Raw genomic sequence first — 17,880 nt, forward strand, 5'->3', positions numbered from 1 at the left:
GACACAGGCAATGAGCACAGCCCCGAAATTGGGCAAGCAACAAGATAACGGCCAACGACCAGCGATGCGCCGCGTTGAGACAATTCACTTTATTGGCATCGGCGGTGCTGGTATGGGCGGCATCGCTGAAGTGCTGGCTTACGAAGGATATCGTATTACCGGCTCAGATATAGCCCAAAGTGCAATGACTGAGCGGCTGATTAAAGTCGGCGCAGAAGTGTTTATTGGGCACGACCAAAACAATGTTAAAGATGCGTCGGTAGTGGTGGTTTCCAGTGCTATTGACGAGCAAAACCCTGAAATTATTGCTGCTCGAAGTGCCCGTATTCCTATTGTGCGTCGCGCTGAGATGCTCGCTGAGTTGATGCGTTTTCGCCATGGTATTGCCATTGCTGGTACTCATGGAAAAACTACCACTACGAGCTTAGTAGCCAGTATTTTTGCTGAGGCCAAGCTCGATCCCACCTTTATAATCGGCGGCTTACTCAATAGCGCCGGCAGTAACGCGAAGGTTGGTGACAGTCGTTATTTAATTGCCGAAGCCGATGAAAGTGATGCTTCATTTTTACATTTGCAGCCGATGGTATCGGTGATCACCAATGTTGAAGAAGATCACATGGATACCTATGATGGCAGCCTCGAGAAAATGAAAGACACCTATGTGGATTTCATACACAACTTGCCATTTTATGGTCTTGCCGTGGTGTGTATTGATTCTGAAGTCGCTAAAGAGCTGATTCCCCGCTTTTCTCGTCAGGTGACAACCTATGGCGAACACTGTGATGCTGACTATCGGCTCACTGACTTTAGCCAAAATGCCAGCACCTGCTCGTTCACGGTACTGTCAAAACAGGGTGAGCGTCTCGACGTGACCTTAAATATGCCCGGCAAACACAATGCCTTAAACGCCACCGCAGCGATTGCTGTAGCAAAGGATGAAGGCATTAGTGATAGCGCTATTCTCAGTGCGCTGCAGAAGTTTGAGGGCATCGGTCGTCGTTTTCAGCATTATGGTGAGTTCACTAACGAGCGTGGCAAAGTCATGCTTATTGACGATTATGGCCACCACCCGAGTGAAGTTGCAGCCACTATTAAAGCAGCGCGTGACGGCTGGTCGCAAAAACGCTTGGTGATGATTTACCAACCACACCGTTATAGCCGTACCCGCGATTTGTACGAAGATTTTGTTAAGGTATTGAGTGATGTCGATCAGCTGATTTTGCTCGATGTTTATGCTGCCGGTGAAGAGCCTATTGTGGGTGCTGATTCTAAGAGTTTGTGTCGCAGTCTGCGCCAGCGTGGTAAAGAGCCATTGCATGTGGCCGATCACAACGAGTTGGCCCGTGTTCTGGCGACTACCTTGGCTGATGATGACTTAGTGATCACTCAAGGAGCAGGCAATATTGGTCAGCTAGTGAAGAAGCTGGCGGCCACTGAGCTACAAATAAACCAACTTGAGCAGGTGTCGTCATGAGTCGAGATTTCGGTAAGGTAGCCGTTCTACTTGGGGGCTCGTCGGCTGAGCGCGAAGTATCGCTAAAATCGGGTAATGCAGTGCACAACGCGCTTGTCCAAGCGGGTGTTGACGCTCACCAGTTTGACCCCGCACATCAACCTCTACACGAACTCATGCAAGGCCAATTCGCGCGAGTGTTTATTGCCCTCCATGGTCGCGGCGGGGAAGATGGCACCTTACAAGGCGCTCTGGAATTTATGGGCTTGCCTTACACCGGGTCGGGAGTATTGGGCTCTGCGTTGGCTATGGATAAAGTGCGCTGTAAACACTTATTCCAGGTAGCGGGACTGCGTACCTCTCCTTATGTTGTGGTCGATAAAAACAGTGCCTACGACAGCCAGGCGATAATGGCACAACTGGGTCACGTGATGGTTAAGCCGTCTCATGAAGGGTCCAGTATTGGCATGGCTGAAGCCCATACCGCACAGCAGCTAAAGCAAGCATTGCAAGACGCTTTTCAGTTTGATGATCAAGTGCTGGTGGAGCAATGGTTAAGTGGCCGCGAATTTACTGTATCGATTTTAGCTGATAAGGCCTTACCTGTGATTGAAATGCGCACTCCCAGTGGTTTTTACGACTACCAAGCCAAATATCAATCCAGCACCACTGAATACTTTTGCCCTGCTGATATCAGTGCTGAGCAAACAGCACAGTTACAAGAGATGGCGCTTCATGCATTTAATCTTGTTGGTGCCAAAGGGTGGGGACGAGTTGATGCGATGCAAGGTGATGACGGCGAGTTTTATTTGCTAGAAGTGAATACCGTGCCAGGGATGACAGAGAAATCCTTAGTACCTATGGCCGCCAAAGCGCAAGGTATTGAATTCCCTGAGTTAGTACAACGCATTTTGGAGCAGACCCTGTAAATGAGTGAACTGAGAGAGAAGCTTATTAACTTAAAAGAGCGTACCAACTGGTCGCTACTCTTTGGTGTGAGTTTCTTTCTGTTGGTGCTCTTTGTGGTGATTAAACTGACCTTTAATTTCTCCGATTGGTTGGTCCAAGATAAAGACGCGCGACTTAAGCAACTGCAGGTACTGGGTGAGCCACATTACACCGAAGAGCGAGATATTATTACCGCCATTAAGCAAGCCGATCTGGATAGCTTTTTTGAGCTTGATGTAAAGCATGTTCAGCAATTAGTGACTGAACTGCCTTGGGTAGCCAGCGCCTCGGTGCGCAAGCAATGGCCAGACACTTTGCAGGTGTATGTGGTTGAACATCATCCCGTTGCTTATTGGAATGATGACATGCTGCTCAATACGAAAGGGCAGGTTTTTTCTGCCCCCACCAACAAGGTGAATACCCAACTGCCTAGCCTGTTTGGCCCAGAGGGCAGCGAAGGAGAGGCGTGGCAAACGTTTGTGCGCTTTAAAGAGTTGTTTGCTGTTAATGGCCTTAACCTAACGAGCTTGGCGCTTTCGGAGCGCTTTGCCTGGCAATTATGGTTGGATAATGGCATTCGCTTGAACTTAGGGCGTGAAGAGAAAGCCAAGCGGGTGCAGCGATTTATTGATGTCTATCCACACTTGAAAAAACGTCAAGATGTGCGAGTAGATGTTGTCGATTTACGATATGATACCGGCCTTGCGGTGCAGTTTAAGCCGCTGGATGTAACGGAAGAAGAACAAAAGAGTAAGGCATGACCAAGTCAGTAGAACGTAACCTTGTGATCGGTTTAGATGTGGGCACTGCAAAAGTAGTTGCCACCGTCGGTGAGATCACCGATGACAATAAGCTCAGCATAGTCGGCGTCGGCCGCCAGGTTTCGCATGGCATGGATAAAGGGGGGGTGAACGATCTCAACCTTGTTTCCGAGTCTATTCGTCGTGCCATCGATGAAGCTGAGCTTATGGCTGATTGCCGTATCAGCTCAGTGTATTTAGGTATTTCTGGTAAGCATATTCAATGTCAGAATGAAACCGGTGTTGTTGCGATTAATAACACCGAGGTCACCGACGAGGACATCGATAACGTCATTCATATTGCACGTTCAGTGCCTATTTCTGCTGAGCGCAAAATGTTGCATGCATTGCCGCAGGAATACAGCATTGATATGCAAGAAGGCATTAAAAACCCGTTGGGCATGAGCGGTGTGCGCATGGAAGCTAAGGCGCATATTATTACTTGCTCAAATGACATGGCCAAAAACATTGAAAAATGTGTTGAACGCTGTGGCTTACAAGTCGATCAGCTTATCTTTAATGCCCTTGCATCATGCTACTCAGTACTCACTGATGATGAGAAAGAACTGGGTGTTGCAGTGTTAGATATCGGTGGTGGCACCATGGATATCACTATCTACATTAATGGCGCGCTACGCCACTCCGCAGTGATCCCAGTCGCCGGGAACCAGGTGACTGGTGATATCGCGAAAATTTTCCGTACACCAATTTCGCATGCGGAAGCGATTAAAGTGCAACACGCCTGCGCAAGCAGCCAAATGGCTAGCAACGAAGAGCAAATCGAGGTACCTAGCGTAGGCGGTCGCCCAGCACGCATTATGTCGCGCCATACCCTATCAGAGGTGGTAGAGCCGCGTTTTAGAGAATTATTTGAACTGGCGCTTGAAGAAATTCGGCGCTCAGGCTTAGAAGATCAAATTGCCGCAGGATTGGTTATTACCGGCGGTAGTTCGAAGATGGCCGGTGCCCTGGAAGTGGCTGAAGACATTTTCCAGATGCCGGTACGTATCGGCAGTCCGATAGGGATAAGCGGATTGACCGACTATGTAAACGATCCCTCATTTGCAACCGCTGTAGGTTTGTTACAATATGGTCGGACCATGCAGTCGATCAACGCAACAAAAGCGAAAGCAGACGAGGGTAACTGGTGGAACCGAATCACGAAGTGGTTCCAAGGCGAGTTTTAGTGCTCAAGTCGGAGAGTTAACATGTTTGATATGATGGAAGAACACAGCGAAGAAGCTGTTATCAAAGTAATAGGTGTCGGTGGCGGCGGTGGTAACGCCGTTGAACACATGGTGCAACAGCACATCGAAGGGGTAAAATTTATTACCGCGAACACCGATGCGCAAGCACTGCGTAAATCATCAGCTGACGTTACGGTTCAGCTAGGTACGCAGATCACCTCAGGTTTAGGTGCTGGTGCCAATCCAGATATTGGTAAGAAAAGCGCCGAAGAAGATGCAGAAACCATTAAAAGCGCATTAGAAGGCGCTGATATGGTATTTATCGCAGCCGGTATGGGCGGCGGTACGGGCACGGGTGCAGCCCCAGTGGTGGCGCGTTTAGCCAAAGAGCTCGGTATTCTAACTGTAGCTGTGGTTACTCGCCCGTTTGATTTTGAAGGCAAGAAGCGTGCAGCAGCAGCGGAACATGGCATTGGTGAATTGGCGGAAATTGTTGATTCATTGATTACTATTCCGAATAACAAACTGCTCAAAGTGCTCGGTAAAGGCACAACCTTATTGGACGCTTTCGCTAAGGCGAATGACGTACTTTATGGTGCGGTACAAGGTATTGCCGAGCTGATCACCCGCGCTGGATTGATCAACGTCGACTTTGCTGACGTACGTACGGTGATGTCAGCCATGGGGACGGCGATGATGGGCTCAGCCTCAGCATCAGGTCCTGACCGAGCACAAGAAGCTGCCGAAGCGGCGATTTCAAGCCCGCTCCTTGAAGACGTGGATCTAACGGGTGCAAAAGGCATCTTGGTCAATATTACTGCCGGTATGGATTTATCAATCGAAGAATTTGAAATCGTTGGTAATCACGTTAAAGCCTTGGCATCTGAAAATGCCACCGTGGTCGTTGGTACCGCAATTGATATGGAAATGAGCGATGAACTGCGCGTAACCGTTGTTGCAACGGGTCTCGGTGGTGATCGTCGTCCACAGTTTGGTGTTGTCGACAATGGTTTCAAGCGAGCTTCAGGCTCAGATGTAACCTCTAGCACGAGCAACAACCAGAGCATGTCTATGTTTGTGCCAAGTTTTGCTTCGCAGGGAACTCAAAGCGCTAGCGAAGAGTCCAAGCCGGTAGAAGAGCAGCCTAAAGTCGATAATAGCAGTGCTAGCCCGGCGGCAACGCCGAGCCAAGAAAGCCACAAAGGCAGCGGCAATAGTGCTGGCAGCAAGAAACAAGAAGACGGTGGCGATTACTTCGACATCCCAGCGTTCTTGCGTAAGCAGGCTGATTAGTACAGAAAATAAACTGATTTGTTAACAGCAGCGATGTGTGGTAGAATCCGCCGTCTGACTTTAGTTTAAAGAGTGAGCGAAAGCCTATGATTAAACAGCGTACAATTGCAGAAGTAGTCAAAGCCACGGGTGTTGGGCTTCACAAAGGTGAGAAGGTTTCCTTAACTCTCCGACCTGCGAGCGCAAATACTGGGATAGTATTTCGTCGCGTGGACCTTGATCCGGTTGTGGATTTCGAGACAACCCCGGAAGCGGTGGGTGATACGCAATTGTGTACCTGTTTAACAAACAAAGACGGCGTTCGTTTATCGACTACTGAACACCTTATCGCTGCGGTTGCGGCGTTAGGTATCGACAACTTAATTGTTGAGTTAGATAGTGCAGAAGTACCTATTATGGACGGCAGTGCGTTGCCGTTCATCTATCTACTACAAAAAGGTGGGTTAGCCGAGCAAAATGTTGCTAAGCGCTTTATTCGCGTGAAAGAAAAGGTACGCGTTGAAGAGGGCGACAAATGGGCCGAGATTGAGCCTTATGATGGTTTCCATATCGACTTTGAAATTGCCTTCGACCACCCAGCTATCAATGAAAGCCGTCAGCGTATCGGTCTCGATATTACGGCGCAAAACTTCATTGAACAAATCAGCCGCGCGCGTACTTTCGGATTTATGAAAGACATTGAATACATGCATGCCAACAACCTAGCCCTTGGCGGTAGTATGGATAATGCAGTGGTATTGGATGATTTTAAAGTATTGAATCCGAATGGCTTGCGTTATGACGATGAGTTCGTAAAACATAAGATCCTCGATTGTGTGGGTGATATGTTTATGACCGGCCACAACATTCTCGGTAAGCTGACAGCTTATAAATCAGGGCATGACCTGAATAATAAGCTACTGCGTAAGATTATGGCTACTGAGTCTGCATGGGAATGGGCAACATTCGAAGACACCGTATCGATGCCTGCTCCGGCACTCGAGCTGCAAACAGCTTAAAAAATACTGATAAAAAATGACGCTGTTGAGCGTCATTTTTTTTGTCTGCCGTGTAGCGCCAAGCGCCGTAATTTCTGCTGTAGCGAGGGAGGAGCATTCTCGGCCACATGTTCCAAATACTCAGCGCTTTGCTCGCTCATGGCCCGCTTCTTCGGCGCGGTTGTTTTGTTGCTGCCGGTCTGCGACTGAGGAGTTAAACGTCTCGCGGCATCGGGAGAGGTTTGAATTTTTACTTGGCAAAGTTGCGCCAAGCCTTGTTGGCGAAAGGCGGAAAGGATATCCATCTTTACGTAATTGAGTTTTAACGCAATGGTGGCACTTTGTGCTTCAATGATCAGCGCATCATCACGAATATTAGCAACACGACATTTCTTCGCTAGATTCTCACCGATCACTTCACGCAGCACGCTCTGTTGCTGACTGAGCTGTTGGCTTTTAGCGCTATAGCCGGCAATACGTGACCCCATACGCGGGCTCAACTGGCCCAAAACTTCGTCAAGTTGTTTGGGTGCATACCTATCTTTCGCCATAAATCTAAGGTGCCTCTTGAATTCGCCTAAATCGTCACCACCTCTAGAGAATGCTTGAGCCCTGAGAATCACTTCTTTATTGCAAGCGGTGGGCAGCCAGTCATTCGGATGATTGCAAAGATCTCTATGAACGCTATGATAGGCCAGCGATAATACCAATGCCATTAATTTCTAATGCTGTAAACTACTGCGGCCAACAGGATAAATGGAATTGGTATTATTAGGTGCTGCAATTCATTGAGTTTGTTATGATGTCGCTCAAAAGTACACCGCTCAAGCAGTCACATTTTAGTTTGTCCACGCCAAGTGCTTCTAATGTCACGCTGGTGCTGTATAAATGGATGATATTAAGTAAGCAAGTGACTCGGGTTTGACCCAGAGCGCTTAATGCAGATGAGAATGTAACGGTTAAATCATGATCACTAAATTATTTACCAAGGTTTTTGGTAGCCGCAATGACCGCACAATAAAAAACCTACGCAAAACGGTCGCTTTAATAAATGCGTTAGAGAGCCAACTAGAGTCGCTCAGTGATGACGAGTTAAAGGCGAAAACCGCCGAGTTTCGCGAACGTTACGATAATGGCACCAGTCTAGATGACCTTCTTCCAGAAGCCTTTGCTGTTGTGCGCGAGGCTTCTAAGCGTGTTTATGGCATGCGCCACTTCGACGTGCAGCTAATTGGCGGCATGGTATTACACCAGGGCCGTATCGCAGAAATGCGTACCGGTGAAGGTAAAACCCTGACGGCAACGTTGCCTGCCTACTTAAATGGCTTGACCGGTAAAGGTGTGCACGTTATTACCGTGAATGATTACCTTGCCAAGCGAGACGCGGAAACCAACCGCCCGCTGTTCGAGTTCTTAGGTTTATCGGTTGGCTGTAACGTGCCTGGCATGATGCCGATGCAGAAAAAAGAAGCCTACAGTGCAGATATTACCTACGGTACTAACAATGAGTTTGGTTTCGACTATTTGCGCGACAATATGGCTTTCAGCATTGATGAGCGTGTGCAACGACCACTCAACTTCGCTGTTGTCGATGAAGTGGATTCAATCCTTATTGACGAAGCACGTACCCCGCTGATTATTTCTGGCCCGGCAGAGGATAGCTCAGAGCTATATACGCAAATCAATAAGATTGTGCCTGAGCTCGAACTGCAAGAAAAAGAAGACGAAGAGGGTGTTGAAGGCGATGGTGATTTCACTATCGACGAAAAAGGCAAGCAAGTTCACCTGACCGAGCGCGGCCAAGTTAAAGTTGAAGAACTGCTAACGCAGCGCGGTCTAATCGAAGAAGGTGACTCGTTGTACTCAGCGGGTAGCATTACCCTACTGAGCCATGTTTATGCCGCTCTTAGAGCTCATAAACTGTATCAGAAAGATGTTGATTACGTGGTCAAAGACAATGAAGTTATTATTGTTGATGAGCACACCGGTCGTACTATGGAAGGGCGTCGCTGGTCTGAGGGCTTACACCAAGCGGTTGAAGCCAAAGAAGGGGTGAAAATCCAAAACGAGAACCAGACGCTGGCATCGATCACCTTCCAGAACTACTTCCGCATTTATGAAACCTTGGCCGGTATGACGGGTACCGCTGATACCGAAGCATTCGAATTCCAACAAATTTACGGCCTAGATACGGTTGTTATCCCTACTAATAAACCGATGATCCGCGACGATCGTGCTGATTTGGTTTACCTGACGCAAGACGAAAAGTACGAAGCCATCTTAGCAGATATTAAAGACTGCCAAGAACGCGGCCAACCGGTACTCGTGGGGACAATTTCAATTGAGAGTTCTGAGTATCTGTCGCAATATTTGCGTAAAGAGAAAATTCAGCACAACGTATTGAATGCCAAATTCCACGCCCAAGAAGCCGATATCGTTGCTGATGCAGGTCTGCCTGGCACAGTAACAATTGCGACCAACATGGCCGGTCGTGGTACCGATATCGTGCTCGGTGGTAACTGGCAAAGTGATATCGACAAGCTTGATAACCCAAGTGAAGAGCAAATCGCCGACATCAAGGCTAAGTGGCAAGAGCGCCATGATGCCGTTATCGCTGCCGGTGGCTTGCATATTATTGGTACTGAGCGCCATGAGTCTCGCCGTATCGACAACCAGTTACGTGGTCGTTCTGGTCGTCAGGGGGATGCGGGTTCAAGCCGTTTCTACCTATCAATGGAAGATGCATTGATGCGTATTTTTGCCGGCGAACGCATGACTAACATGATGCGCAAGCTGGGTATGCAGCGTGGCGAAGCTATCGAGCACCCATGGGTTAACCGTGCTATTGAAAATGCGCAGCGTAAAGTTGAGGCCCGTAATTTTGATATTCGTAAGCAACTACTTGAGTACGATGATGTGGCTAATGACCAACGTCGCGTCGTTTACGCTCAGCGTAACGAGTTGCTTGAAGAAGGGGATATCTCTGAGACTATTACCGCCATCCGCCATGACGTGGTTAATGGTGTGATTGATCAATACATTCCGCCTCAATCATTGGCAGAAATGTGGGATGTGCCTGGTCTGGAAGAGCGTCTAAAAGCCGACTTCCTGCTCGAGTTACCTATTCAGCAGTGGCTGGCCGACGATAACAAGCTGTTTGAAGAAAAGCTGCGTGATCGTATTGTTGATGAGGCGGCCAACGCTTATAAAGCGAAAGAAGAAATGGTCGGCGCACAAGTGCTTCGCCAATTTGAAAAAGCGGTCATGCTGCAAAGCCTAGATCAGCATTGGAAAGATCATCTTGCCGCGATGGACCACTTACGCCAAGGCATTCATTTACGTGGCTACGCGCAAAAGAATCCGAAGCAAGAATACAAGCGTGAATCGTTTGAGTTGTTCTCTGCTATGTTAGAGAACCTCAAGATTGATGTCGTTAATATTCTAAGCAAGGTACAAGTGCGTGCCGAAGAAGACGTAGAGAAAGTCGAAGAGCAGCACCGTAAATCGGAAGAGGTTCCTCGTCAGTATCAACATGCTGATGCTGAGCAAGTCGGTGGCGATGCGCCGCAGGCAGCTGTGGCTTCTCGTAGTGAGCCAAAGGTGGGTCGTAACTCACCCTGTCCTTGTGGTTCAGGTAAAAAGTATAAGCAGTGCTGTGGCAAGTTAAGCTAATAGCACAGTTAAAATAATGGTTTTAAAAAGCGGCATATTGCCGCTTTTTGTTTATGGAGTTGTACTATGAAGCAGGTTGACGTTGCCGTAGGTATTATTAAACGCGAATCGCAAACCTATATTTGTAAGCGCCCAGAAGATAAGCACCAGGGCGGGCTGTGGGAGTTTCCTGGGGGCAAAATTGAAGCGGGTGAATCAGTTGCCCAAGCGCTGAGCCGGGAACTACACGAGGAAGTGGCAATCCGTGTGCATAGCACCGAAGAATTTATGCGCATCGAGCATGACTACGGCGACAAGCATGTGTGTCTGCATATTCATATCGTTGCCGATTTCAGTGGCGAACCGCATGGTGCTGAAGGGCAGCAAGGGGCTTGGGTGGATATCGCAGCCCTAAACGACTACGCCTTTCCTGAGGCGAATGTAGCGATTATCAACAAGCTACTGGAACAGTCATAAATTGTTACAAACTGCGCCTGTGTTTAGCAAATGTTCAGGTTAATATGGCGTAGTCGGAATAATAACTCTATTAATCTAATCGGGACAACAACATGTATAAAGTAACCTTAGTTGCTGCGGCTACGGCCTTAGCATTAGGTTTGACTGGTTGCAGTGAGCAGCCAACACAGTCAAGCAGTAACAATCAACAAGCAGAAACAGTTGCAAAACAAGAAACAAAAAAATCGCAGCAGCTGGGTTCAGGTATTGAGCTTGAAAATATCGATAGTAATGTGCGTGCACAAGATGACTTCTACTATCACGTTAACGGTCAATGGCTTGAGCGCACCGAAATTCCCGGTGATAAATCTAACTACGGCTCATTCACCGCTTTATATGATCAGTCGCAAGCAGCGCTTAAAGAAGTGATTGAAGCAGCAGCTAAAAATAGCGACGCTAAAGCGGGCAGTGATGAGCAAAAGCTGGGCGCATTTTATACCAGCTACATGAATACTGATGCGCTTGAAGAAAAAGGCATTACGCCATTAAAGCCGTACTTAGAGAACATTGCCGCCGTGAGCGATAAGTCAGAATTAGTATCGCTGATGGCCGACATTCGCATTCAAGGTGGTACCACGCCATTTGCTTGGTATGTTAACAATGATGCCAAAAACTCTAGCCAATATGCGCTTTATGTATCGCAATCGGGTCTGGGTCTACCAGATCGTGATTATTACCTAAAAGACGAAGAAAAGTTCGCCACTATTCGTGATGAATATATTACTTACATCACTGATATGCTTACCAAAGCGGGTGTTGACGATGCTCAGCAAGCGGCGCAGGACATCGTTGCCCTAGAGAGTAAGCTTGCCAAAGCCCAGTGGAGCCGAGTGCAAAGCCGTGATGCGACCAAGTCATACAACAAGATGACCGTGGCCGAGGCAAACGAGTTGACTGGTGAATTCGATTTTGCGCAGTTCTTAGCGCAGTCGGATATCGACAGCAAAGAAGTGATCATTCGCCAACCGTCTTACTTTGAAGACTTTGGCAACATCTTCGCAGAAACTGAGCTGGATACTTGGCAGGATTACCTGACTTTCCACTTTGTGAGCAACTATGCCGATGAGCTAAGTAAAGACTTTGTCGATCGTAAATTCGCTTTCTACAGCACCACATTACGTGGCGTAGAAGAGCAAAAGCCGCGTTGGAAAAAGGCGGTGGACTCTGCCAATGCTGTGTTAGGCGAAATGCTCGGTAAGGTCTACGTCAAAGACAACTTCCCGCCAGAAGCGAAAGCGCGTATGGAAGAGTTGGTAGAGAATCTGATCAAAGGCTTTGACCAAGCGATTGACGGCCTAGAGTGGATGAGCGCTGAAACCAAAGTGGCCGCCAAAGAAAAACTTAATAAATTCACTCCGAAAATCGGTTACCCAGATAAGTGGAAAGATTACTCGGCACTGGAAATTAAAGCAGATGACCTAGCGGGTAACTTTATTCGCTACAGCGAGTGGGCGTATAACGAAATGCGCGAGAAACTAGGTAAGCCGGTTGATCGTTCTGAGTGGCACATGACGCCACAGACCGTTAATGCCTATTACAACCCGGTGAATAACGAAATTGTGTTCCCAGCAGCTATTTTACAACCGCCATTTTTCAACCTAGAAGCGGATGACGCCGTCAACTACGGTGCAATTGGTGCGGTGATCGGTCACGAATTAGGCCATGGCTTTGATGACCAAGGCGCTAAGTATGATGGTGACGGAAACCTACGTAACTGGTGGAGTGAGCAGGATTTAGCGCAGTTTGAACAGCGCGGTAAGAAATTAGTGGAGCAGTTTAACGGCTTCGCTCCGTTCGAAGATGCTAGCGTCAACGGCGAGCTAACACTGGGCGAAAACATTGGTGACTTAGGCGGCCTAACCGTGGCTTACAAAGCTTATCAGCTATCATTAAATGGCCAACCAGCGCCAGAGCTGGATGGTTTCACCGGTGAGCAGCGTTTCTTCATGGGCTGGGCACAAATTTGGCGTCGTAAGTATCGTGATGAAGAGCTCCGTAACCGTTTGATGACGGACCCTCACGCCCCAAGTCACTACCGTGTTATTGGTGTATTGCCAAACATGCCTGAATTCTACGAAGCCTTTGACGTCAAAGAAGGGGATGAGATGTACATCAAACCCGAAGATCGCGTCAAGATTTGGTAATTTCCATTAATCGCTACAAGGCCCAGCAATTGCTGGGCTTTTTTATGTTGGCGACCGCAAAGACATTGCTTCACTGTCGATTTATCACTAAGTTAATTATGCGACTAAAAAAACAACAGAGTAGAGTATGAAGCGAATAACATTAGGACTATGCGCAGCAGGGATTTCGCTCAGTGTATTATCTGGGGTGGCTCAGGCTTATGATCGTATTACCGGCCATAGCTTTGCCAGCCGTTCGGAAGTGATTGCAACGCAAGGAATGGCAGCAACTTCCCAACCGCTGGCCACACAGGTGGCCTTAGATATTCTCAAACAAGGCGGGAATGCCATTGATGCTGCGATTGCTGCCAATGCCACGCTTGGCCTGGTCGAGCCCACAGGGTGCGGAGTTGGCGGCGACTTATTTGCCATTGTGTACTCAGCTGAGGATGACAAACTTTATGGTTTGAATGCCTCAGGGCGCTCGCCCCAAGGCTTGAGTTTCGAGGAACTAAAGAAACTCACCGCTGAGGAAGGTAAAATCCCCAGCTATGGGCCTTTACCGGTTTCTGTGCCCGGTGCTGTCGATGGCTGGTTTGAGCTGCATAAAAAGTTTGGCTCGTTGAGCATGGCAAAAATTCTAAAGCCGAGTATAGAGTATGCGGAAAACGGCTTTCCGGTCAGTGAATTGATTGCATATTACATGCAGCGCAGTGTGTCAGCGCGGGCTCAATACCCAGGTTTCCAAGAAGTCTTTATGGCTGATGGTGAAATGCCGAAAAAAGGCGAGATATTTAAAAACCCGGCATTGGCTAATACCTATAAACAGCTAGCCATGGGCGGGCGTGATGCGTTTTATAAGGGCAAAATTGCCAAAGAAATAGACCGTTATATGCAAGCCCACGGTGGTTACCTGCGCTATGAAGATTTAGCGAACCATACTAGCGAATGGGTCGAGCCGGTGGCCAGCACCTACCGTGGTCATACGTTGTGGGAATTGCCGCCGAATGGGCAGGGAATCGCGGCACAGCAAATCCTTAATATTCTTGAAGACTATGATATTGCCGCCATGGGTTTTGATAGTGCGCAGTATATTCATACTTTTGTCGAGGCGAAGAAGTTAGCCTTTGCTGATCGCGCTAAATATTATGCCGACCCTGCGTTTAATGACATTCCTGTGCAACGGCTAATATCTAAAGACTATGCCGACGAGCGACGTAAGTTGATTGACCCCAATAAAGCGGCGAAGCGCGATCAAGCTGGGCCGGTAGAGGGGGATACTATTTACCTCACGACCGCAGACAAAGACGGTAACATGGTGTCGCTCATTCAAAGTAATTATCGCGGTATGGGCTCAGGCATGACCCCCGAAAAGCTGGGCTTTGTACTGCAAAACCGAGGAGAGTTATTCTCGTTACAGCCCGGGCACTTTAATCAGTATCAACCCGGCAAGCGCCCGTTTCACACCATTATTCCTGCCTTTGTGACCAAAGATGGTGAACCGTACATGAGTTATGGGGTGATGGGAGGCGCAACACAGCCACAAATGCACGCGCAAATCCTCATCAATATGATTGATTTTGGTATGAACTTGCAAGAAGCGGGCGATGCGCCTCGGATCTTACATACAGGCTCCAGCCAGCCTACTGATGAAGTGATGACCGACGGCGGCTATGTATCACTTGAAACTGGCTTTAGTATGGAAACGCAGCGTCAGCTAATGAAAAAAGGTCATACCCTGCAAGGCGCAGTGGGGCCATTCGGGGGGTATCAAGCGATTATGCGTGACCCGGAAAACGGTGTTTATTACGGCGCCTCTGAGACCAGAAAAGACGGCCATGCGGCGGGGTATTGATATACCCTAGCAGGCAGATAGTGTTAATTGATAAAGGCGGCTTCGGCCGCCTTTATGTTTTATCAGCGGATGTAAATAATCGATAAATGATAGCGCTGTCATTATGAATTTTATATGATGGTCGATAATCAGCCAAAAAAACAATAACACCAACAAGGGAAGGAATGAGTCACCATGTTTAGAAAACGCCTTATCGCCGCCTTAATGCTCCCCATTGCGGCTCAGGCTCAGCTGAGCCAAGAGCAAGTTAACCAGTTTGCTGCGAATACCGAGTTTATGTTCGCGGTAGAAGACAACTTCCATAACAAAGACAGCAGCTTTCTTGGCAGCATTACCCTGACTAACCGCTCCGATGTGGCGCTGCCGGCAGGCCAGGGAGATTGGCAAATCTACTTGCATAACGTGCGCAAAATGAAGGAGCAAAGCGTTAAAGGGCTGCGTATTGAACACGTTAATGGCGACTTACACCGATTAATTCCTACTAGTGACTTTGCTGGTTTAGCCAGCGGTGAAACCCTGGTGATCCCATTTGAAGCCAGTGTATGGATAGTCGCTTACAGTGACTTTATGCCCCGTGCCTTTGTTGTTGCTAAGGATACTAAGCCTGCCATTTTTGCTAATACCGACAGCGAGGACTTTAGTGACTTCGTTACCCCTTTTAGTGAGCCCAAGCAGCTCCGCCGTTACAACAACCCCGAAGATAAAACCATCTTGGTTGATGCAAAGGTGCGTTTTGAGCGTAACCAAGGTTTAACCAAGGTCGATGCCGAACAAGCAGTTAAACGTATTATTCCTAGGCCACAAGAGGTGGATTACCATCGTGGCAGTGCGGTGTTAGACGAGAGCTGGAGTATCAGCTTTGCCGGGCAGTTAAGCTCAGAAGTGGCGCTCTTCACTGCGGATCTTAAAGCCAAATATGGCTTGAACCTCCGCGCTCAGGCCGACCACCTTAATGCTGGCGAAGATAAAGTCATTAAGCTCAGCGTGGATGCTCAGGTCGGTGAGCCTGAAGGGTATTACTTGGAAATTGATGACGACATTATCCGCATCGTCGGCCACGATAATGCCGGTGCTTTTTATGGTATGCAGAGTTTGTTGGCGCTGTTACCAGCGACCGGTGCGGCAACATTACCGAACCTTGAAGTGCGCGATAATCCCCGTTATGGCTGGCGTGGCATGCACTACGACAATGGCCGTAATTATCATGGTAAGGCAGCGATGTTCAAGCTCGTAGAGCAAATGGCGCGCTATAAAATGAACCGCTTACATTGGCATTTTTCCGAAGATGAGGGGTGGCGCTTAGAAATTCCTGGTTTACCCGAGCTTACCGAAATTGGCGCGTATCGTTGTTTCGATCTACAAGAAAATCGCTGTTTGCTTACGCAGTTGGGCACGGGGCCATTTAAGTCAGGTTCCGGCAATGGCTACTTAAGTCGCGCCGACTTTATCGAGCTATTGCAGTTTGCCAAAGCCCGCCATATTGAGATCATCCCAGAAATTGAGGGGCCCGGCCATGCTCGTGCCTCTATTAAAGCGATGGAAGCCCGTTATCGTCGTCTTAAGCAGCAGGCAGAACAATATGCTCAAGGCTCTTTAACTAACCCACAACCGGGTACTCAGGAGTTTAGTCAGGTTGATTTAAGTGCCGCCACCCGCTATCTGCTCAGTGACCCAAAAGACACCTCCAGCTATATCACGGTGCAAAATTACACCGATAACTCAATGAATGTGTGCTTAGACTCAACCTATGCATTTATGGATAAAGTCACTTATGAGTTACAGCAAATGTACCGTGAAGCGGGGACTAAACTTCGCTACTTGCACATTGGCGGTGATGAAGTGGGAGCTGGCTCTTGGATTGGCTCTCCCGCATGCCAAGCGCTATTCGCCGAAGCCAACAATGGGGTGGCCGGAGTGGCCGATTTAAAACCCTACTTTACTCAGCGGGTGGCACAGTTGCTACATAAGCGTGGCATTGCCCCTGGGGTGTGGGAAGACGGCATTATGTACGACAAGGTCAACCCGTTTAACCGCGATGAGTACCCCAATGAGGTGTTCTTTACCAACGCCTGGGACAATATTTGGGAATGGGGCGTCGCCGATCGTGCCTATCGTTTAGCTAACGCCGGTTATCAAGTGATCCTCTCTCATGGCACACATTTATATTTTGACCATCCTTATGAAGCGCACCCACAAGAGCGCGGATATTACTGGGCAACGCGCTACACCGATACCGAGAAAGTGTTTGGTTATATGCCTGACGACCTTTATGCCAATGCTGATTACACCCGCGCTCGCGATAAAATAGATAACCTCGAAGCCTTGGTGGGTCGACCAATGCCAGCCTTGGAAAAGCCAGAAAATGTGTTGGGAATGCAAGGGCAAGTATGGTCTGAAACGATTCGTACCGAAGAACAAGTACTAGCCATGGTTTTCCCCCGTATGCTTGCGGTCGCTGAGCGTGCATGGCACAAAGCGAAGTGGGAAGGAGAGCAACCCGATTCTCGCGCACGCCAGCAGGATTGGCAGCGCTTTGCCAGTGCTTTAGCAATAAAGGAGCTATACAAACTCGATCGTGATGGCATTACCTTGCACTTACCGGTGCCTGGCGGTGTGATTGAGCAGGGTAAGTTGGTGGCTAATAGCGCCTATCCTGGGCTAAGTATCGAATACAGCCTAGATAACGGTAGCACTTGGCAGCCTTATAAGCAGTCGGTCACTGTCAGTGCGAACGCTGAGGTGTTACTGCGCTCACGGGTGAATAATCAAACCAGTCGCACCACTCGCGTGCGTTAATCACCGCATACATAAAGAGGCATGGCTGCGAGGCGATGCCTGTTTTGTATCCCTCCAGCCATTGCATACAGACAGCGCAAAGTGCCGGTTCATAACCTTTGTAACCCGGCATAATTAAGCCAACTCTTTGTTATATAGCTCTTTATCAGGCTGATAAAATTCTTGCTGGTAAAATAAACGCTTTTGACGTACAGTTTATGGCAGCGCTGTCATTTTTGTGAACTAGGCGTTAGTTTTATCCTAACGTGCTGTGAAAAAGCGCGGCTATAACAATAATATTT

Annotated in this window: 12 protein-coding genes; 11 read left to right on the forward strand and 1 reads right to left on the reverse strand. The window is 48.3% G+C overall.

Annotated features, from left to right (window positions below; genetic code table 11):
* Window positions 1–10 precede the first annotated feature (10 nt).
* The 6 genes from murC (at window position 11) to lpxC (ending at window position 6,679) form a co-directional block, all read left to right on the forward strand.
* On the forward strand, window positions 11–1,474 hold the full coding sequence (gene murC / locus EXT46_RS14580) for a UDP-N-acetylmuramate--L-alanine ligase (protein ID WP_040643288.1): 1,464 nt from the start codon (window positions 11–13) through the stop codon (window positions 1,472–1,474).
* Complete coding sequence (locus EXT46_RS14585; protein WP_130148121.1) at window positions 1,471–2,382, forward strand: D-alanine--D-alanine ligase; 912 nt, start codon at window positions 1,471–1,473, stop codon at window positions 2,380–2,382. Before murC ends, EXT46_RS14585 begins: the two co-directional genes overlap by 4 nt.
* Window positions 2,383–3,162 carry a cell division protein FtsQ/DivIB gene (locus tag EXT46_RS14590; protein ID WP_130148123.1) on the forward strand — a complete coding sequence of 260 codons (780 nt, stop codon included), beginning with the start codon at window positions 2,383–2,385 and terminating at the stop codon, window positions 3,160–3,162.
* Complete coding sequence (gene ftsA / locus EXT46_RS14595; RefSeq protein ID WP_022946067.1) at window positions 3,159–4,388, forward strand: cell division protein FtsA; 1,230 nt, start codon at window positions 3,159–3,161, stop codon at window positions 4,386–4,388. Before EXT46_RS14590 ends, ftsA begins: the two co-directional genes overlap by 4 nt.
* Window positions 4,389–4,409: 21 nt before the next feature.
* Window positions 4,410–5,681, forward strand: a complete 1,272-nt coding sequence (ftsZ, locus tag EXT46_RS14600) for a cell division protein FtsZ (RefSeq protein ID WP_130148125.1) — start codon at window positions 4,410–4,412, stop codon at window positions 5,679–5,681.
* 86 nt (window positions 5,682–5,767) lie between these two features.
* Window positions 5,768–6,679 carry a UDP-3-O-acyl-N-acetylglucosamine deacetylase gene (lpxC, locus tag EXT46_RS14605; RefSeq protein ID WP_022946065.1) on the forward strand — a complete coding sequence of 304 codons (912 nt, stop codon included), beginning with the start codon at window positions 5,768–5,770 and terminating at the stop codon, window positions 6,677–6,679.
* A 32-nt stretch (window positions 6,680–6,711) separates the two neighbouring features.
* On the opposite strand, the gene EXT46_RS14610 is transcribed toward lpxC, so the two are convergent.
* On the reverse strand, window positions 6,712–7,209 hold the full coding sequence (locus tag EXT46_RS14610) for a DciA family protein (RefSeq protein WP_130148127.1): 498 nt from the start codon (window positions 7,207–7,209) through the stop codon (window positions 6,712–6,714).
* 415 nt (window positions 7,210–7,624) lie between these two features.
* Between EXT46_RS14610 and secA the strand changes: the two genes are divergently transcribed.
* From secA to EXT46_RS14635, 5 genes are all read left to right on the forward strand, one after another.
* Window positions 7,625–10,330 carry a preprotein translocase subunit SecA gene (gene secA, locus EXT46_RS14615; RefSeq protein WP_022946063.1) on the forward strand — a complete coding sequence of 902 codons (2,706 nt, stop codon included), beginning with the start codon at window positions 7,625–7,627 and terminating at the stop codon, window positions 10,328–10,330.
* Between the two features lie 66 nt (window positions 10,331–10,396).
* Entirely contained in the window at window positions 10,397–10,786 is a 390-nt protein-coding gene (mutT, locus tag EXT46_RS14620; protein ID WP_130148129.1) for an 8-oxo-dGTP diphosphatase MutT, read from the forward strand.
* Window positions 10,787–10,878: 92 nt separating this feature from the next.
* Window positions 10,879–12,969, forward strand: a complete 2,091-nt coding sequence (locus EXT46_RS14625; RefSeq protein ID WP_130148131.1) for a M13 family metallopeptidase — start codon at window positions 10,879–10,881, stop codon at window positions 12,967–12,969.
* 127 nt (window positions 12,970–13,096) lie between these two features.
* Window positions 13,097–14,803, forward strand: coding sequence for a gamma-glutamyltransferase (ggt, locus tag EXT46_RS14630; protein WP_130148133.1), 1,707 nt, complete (start codon window positions 13,097–13,099; stop codon window positions 14,801–14,803).
* A gap of 174 nt (window positions 14,804–14,977) precedes the next feature.
* On the forward strand, window positions 14,978–17,599 hold the full coding sequence (locus EXT46_RS14635; protein ID WP_130148135.1) for a family 20 glycosylhydrolase: 2,622 nt from the start codon (window positions 14,978–14,980) through the stop codon (window positions 17,597–17,599).
* Window positions 17,600–17,880 lie beyond the last annotated feature (281 nt).

The sequence above is a fragment of the Pseudoalteromonas sp. CO325X genome, assembly GCF_004208955.1.
Lineage (GTDB): Bacteria > Pseudomonadota > Gammaproteobacteria > Enterobacterales > Alteromonadaceae > Pseudoalteromonas > Pseudoalteromonas ruthenica.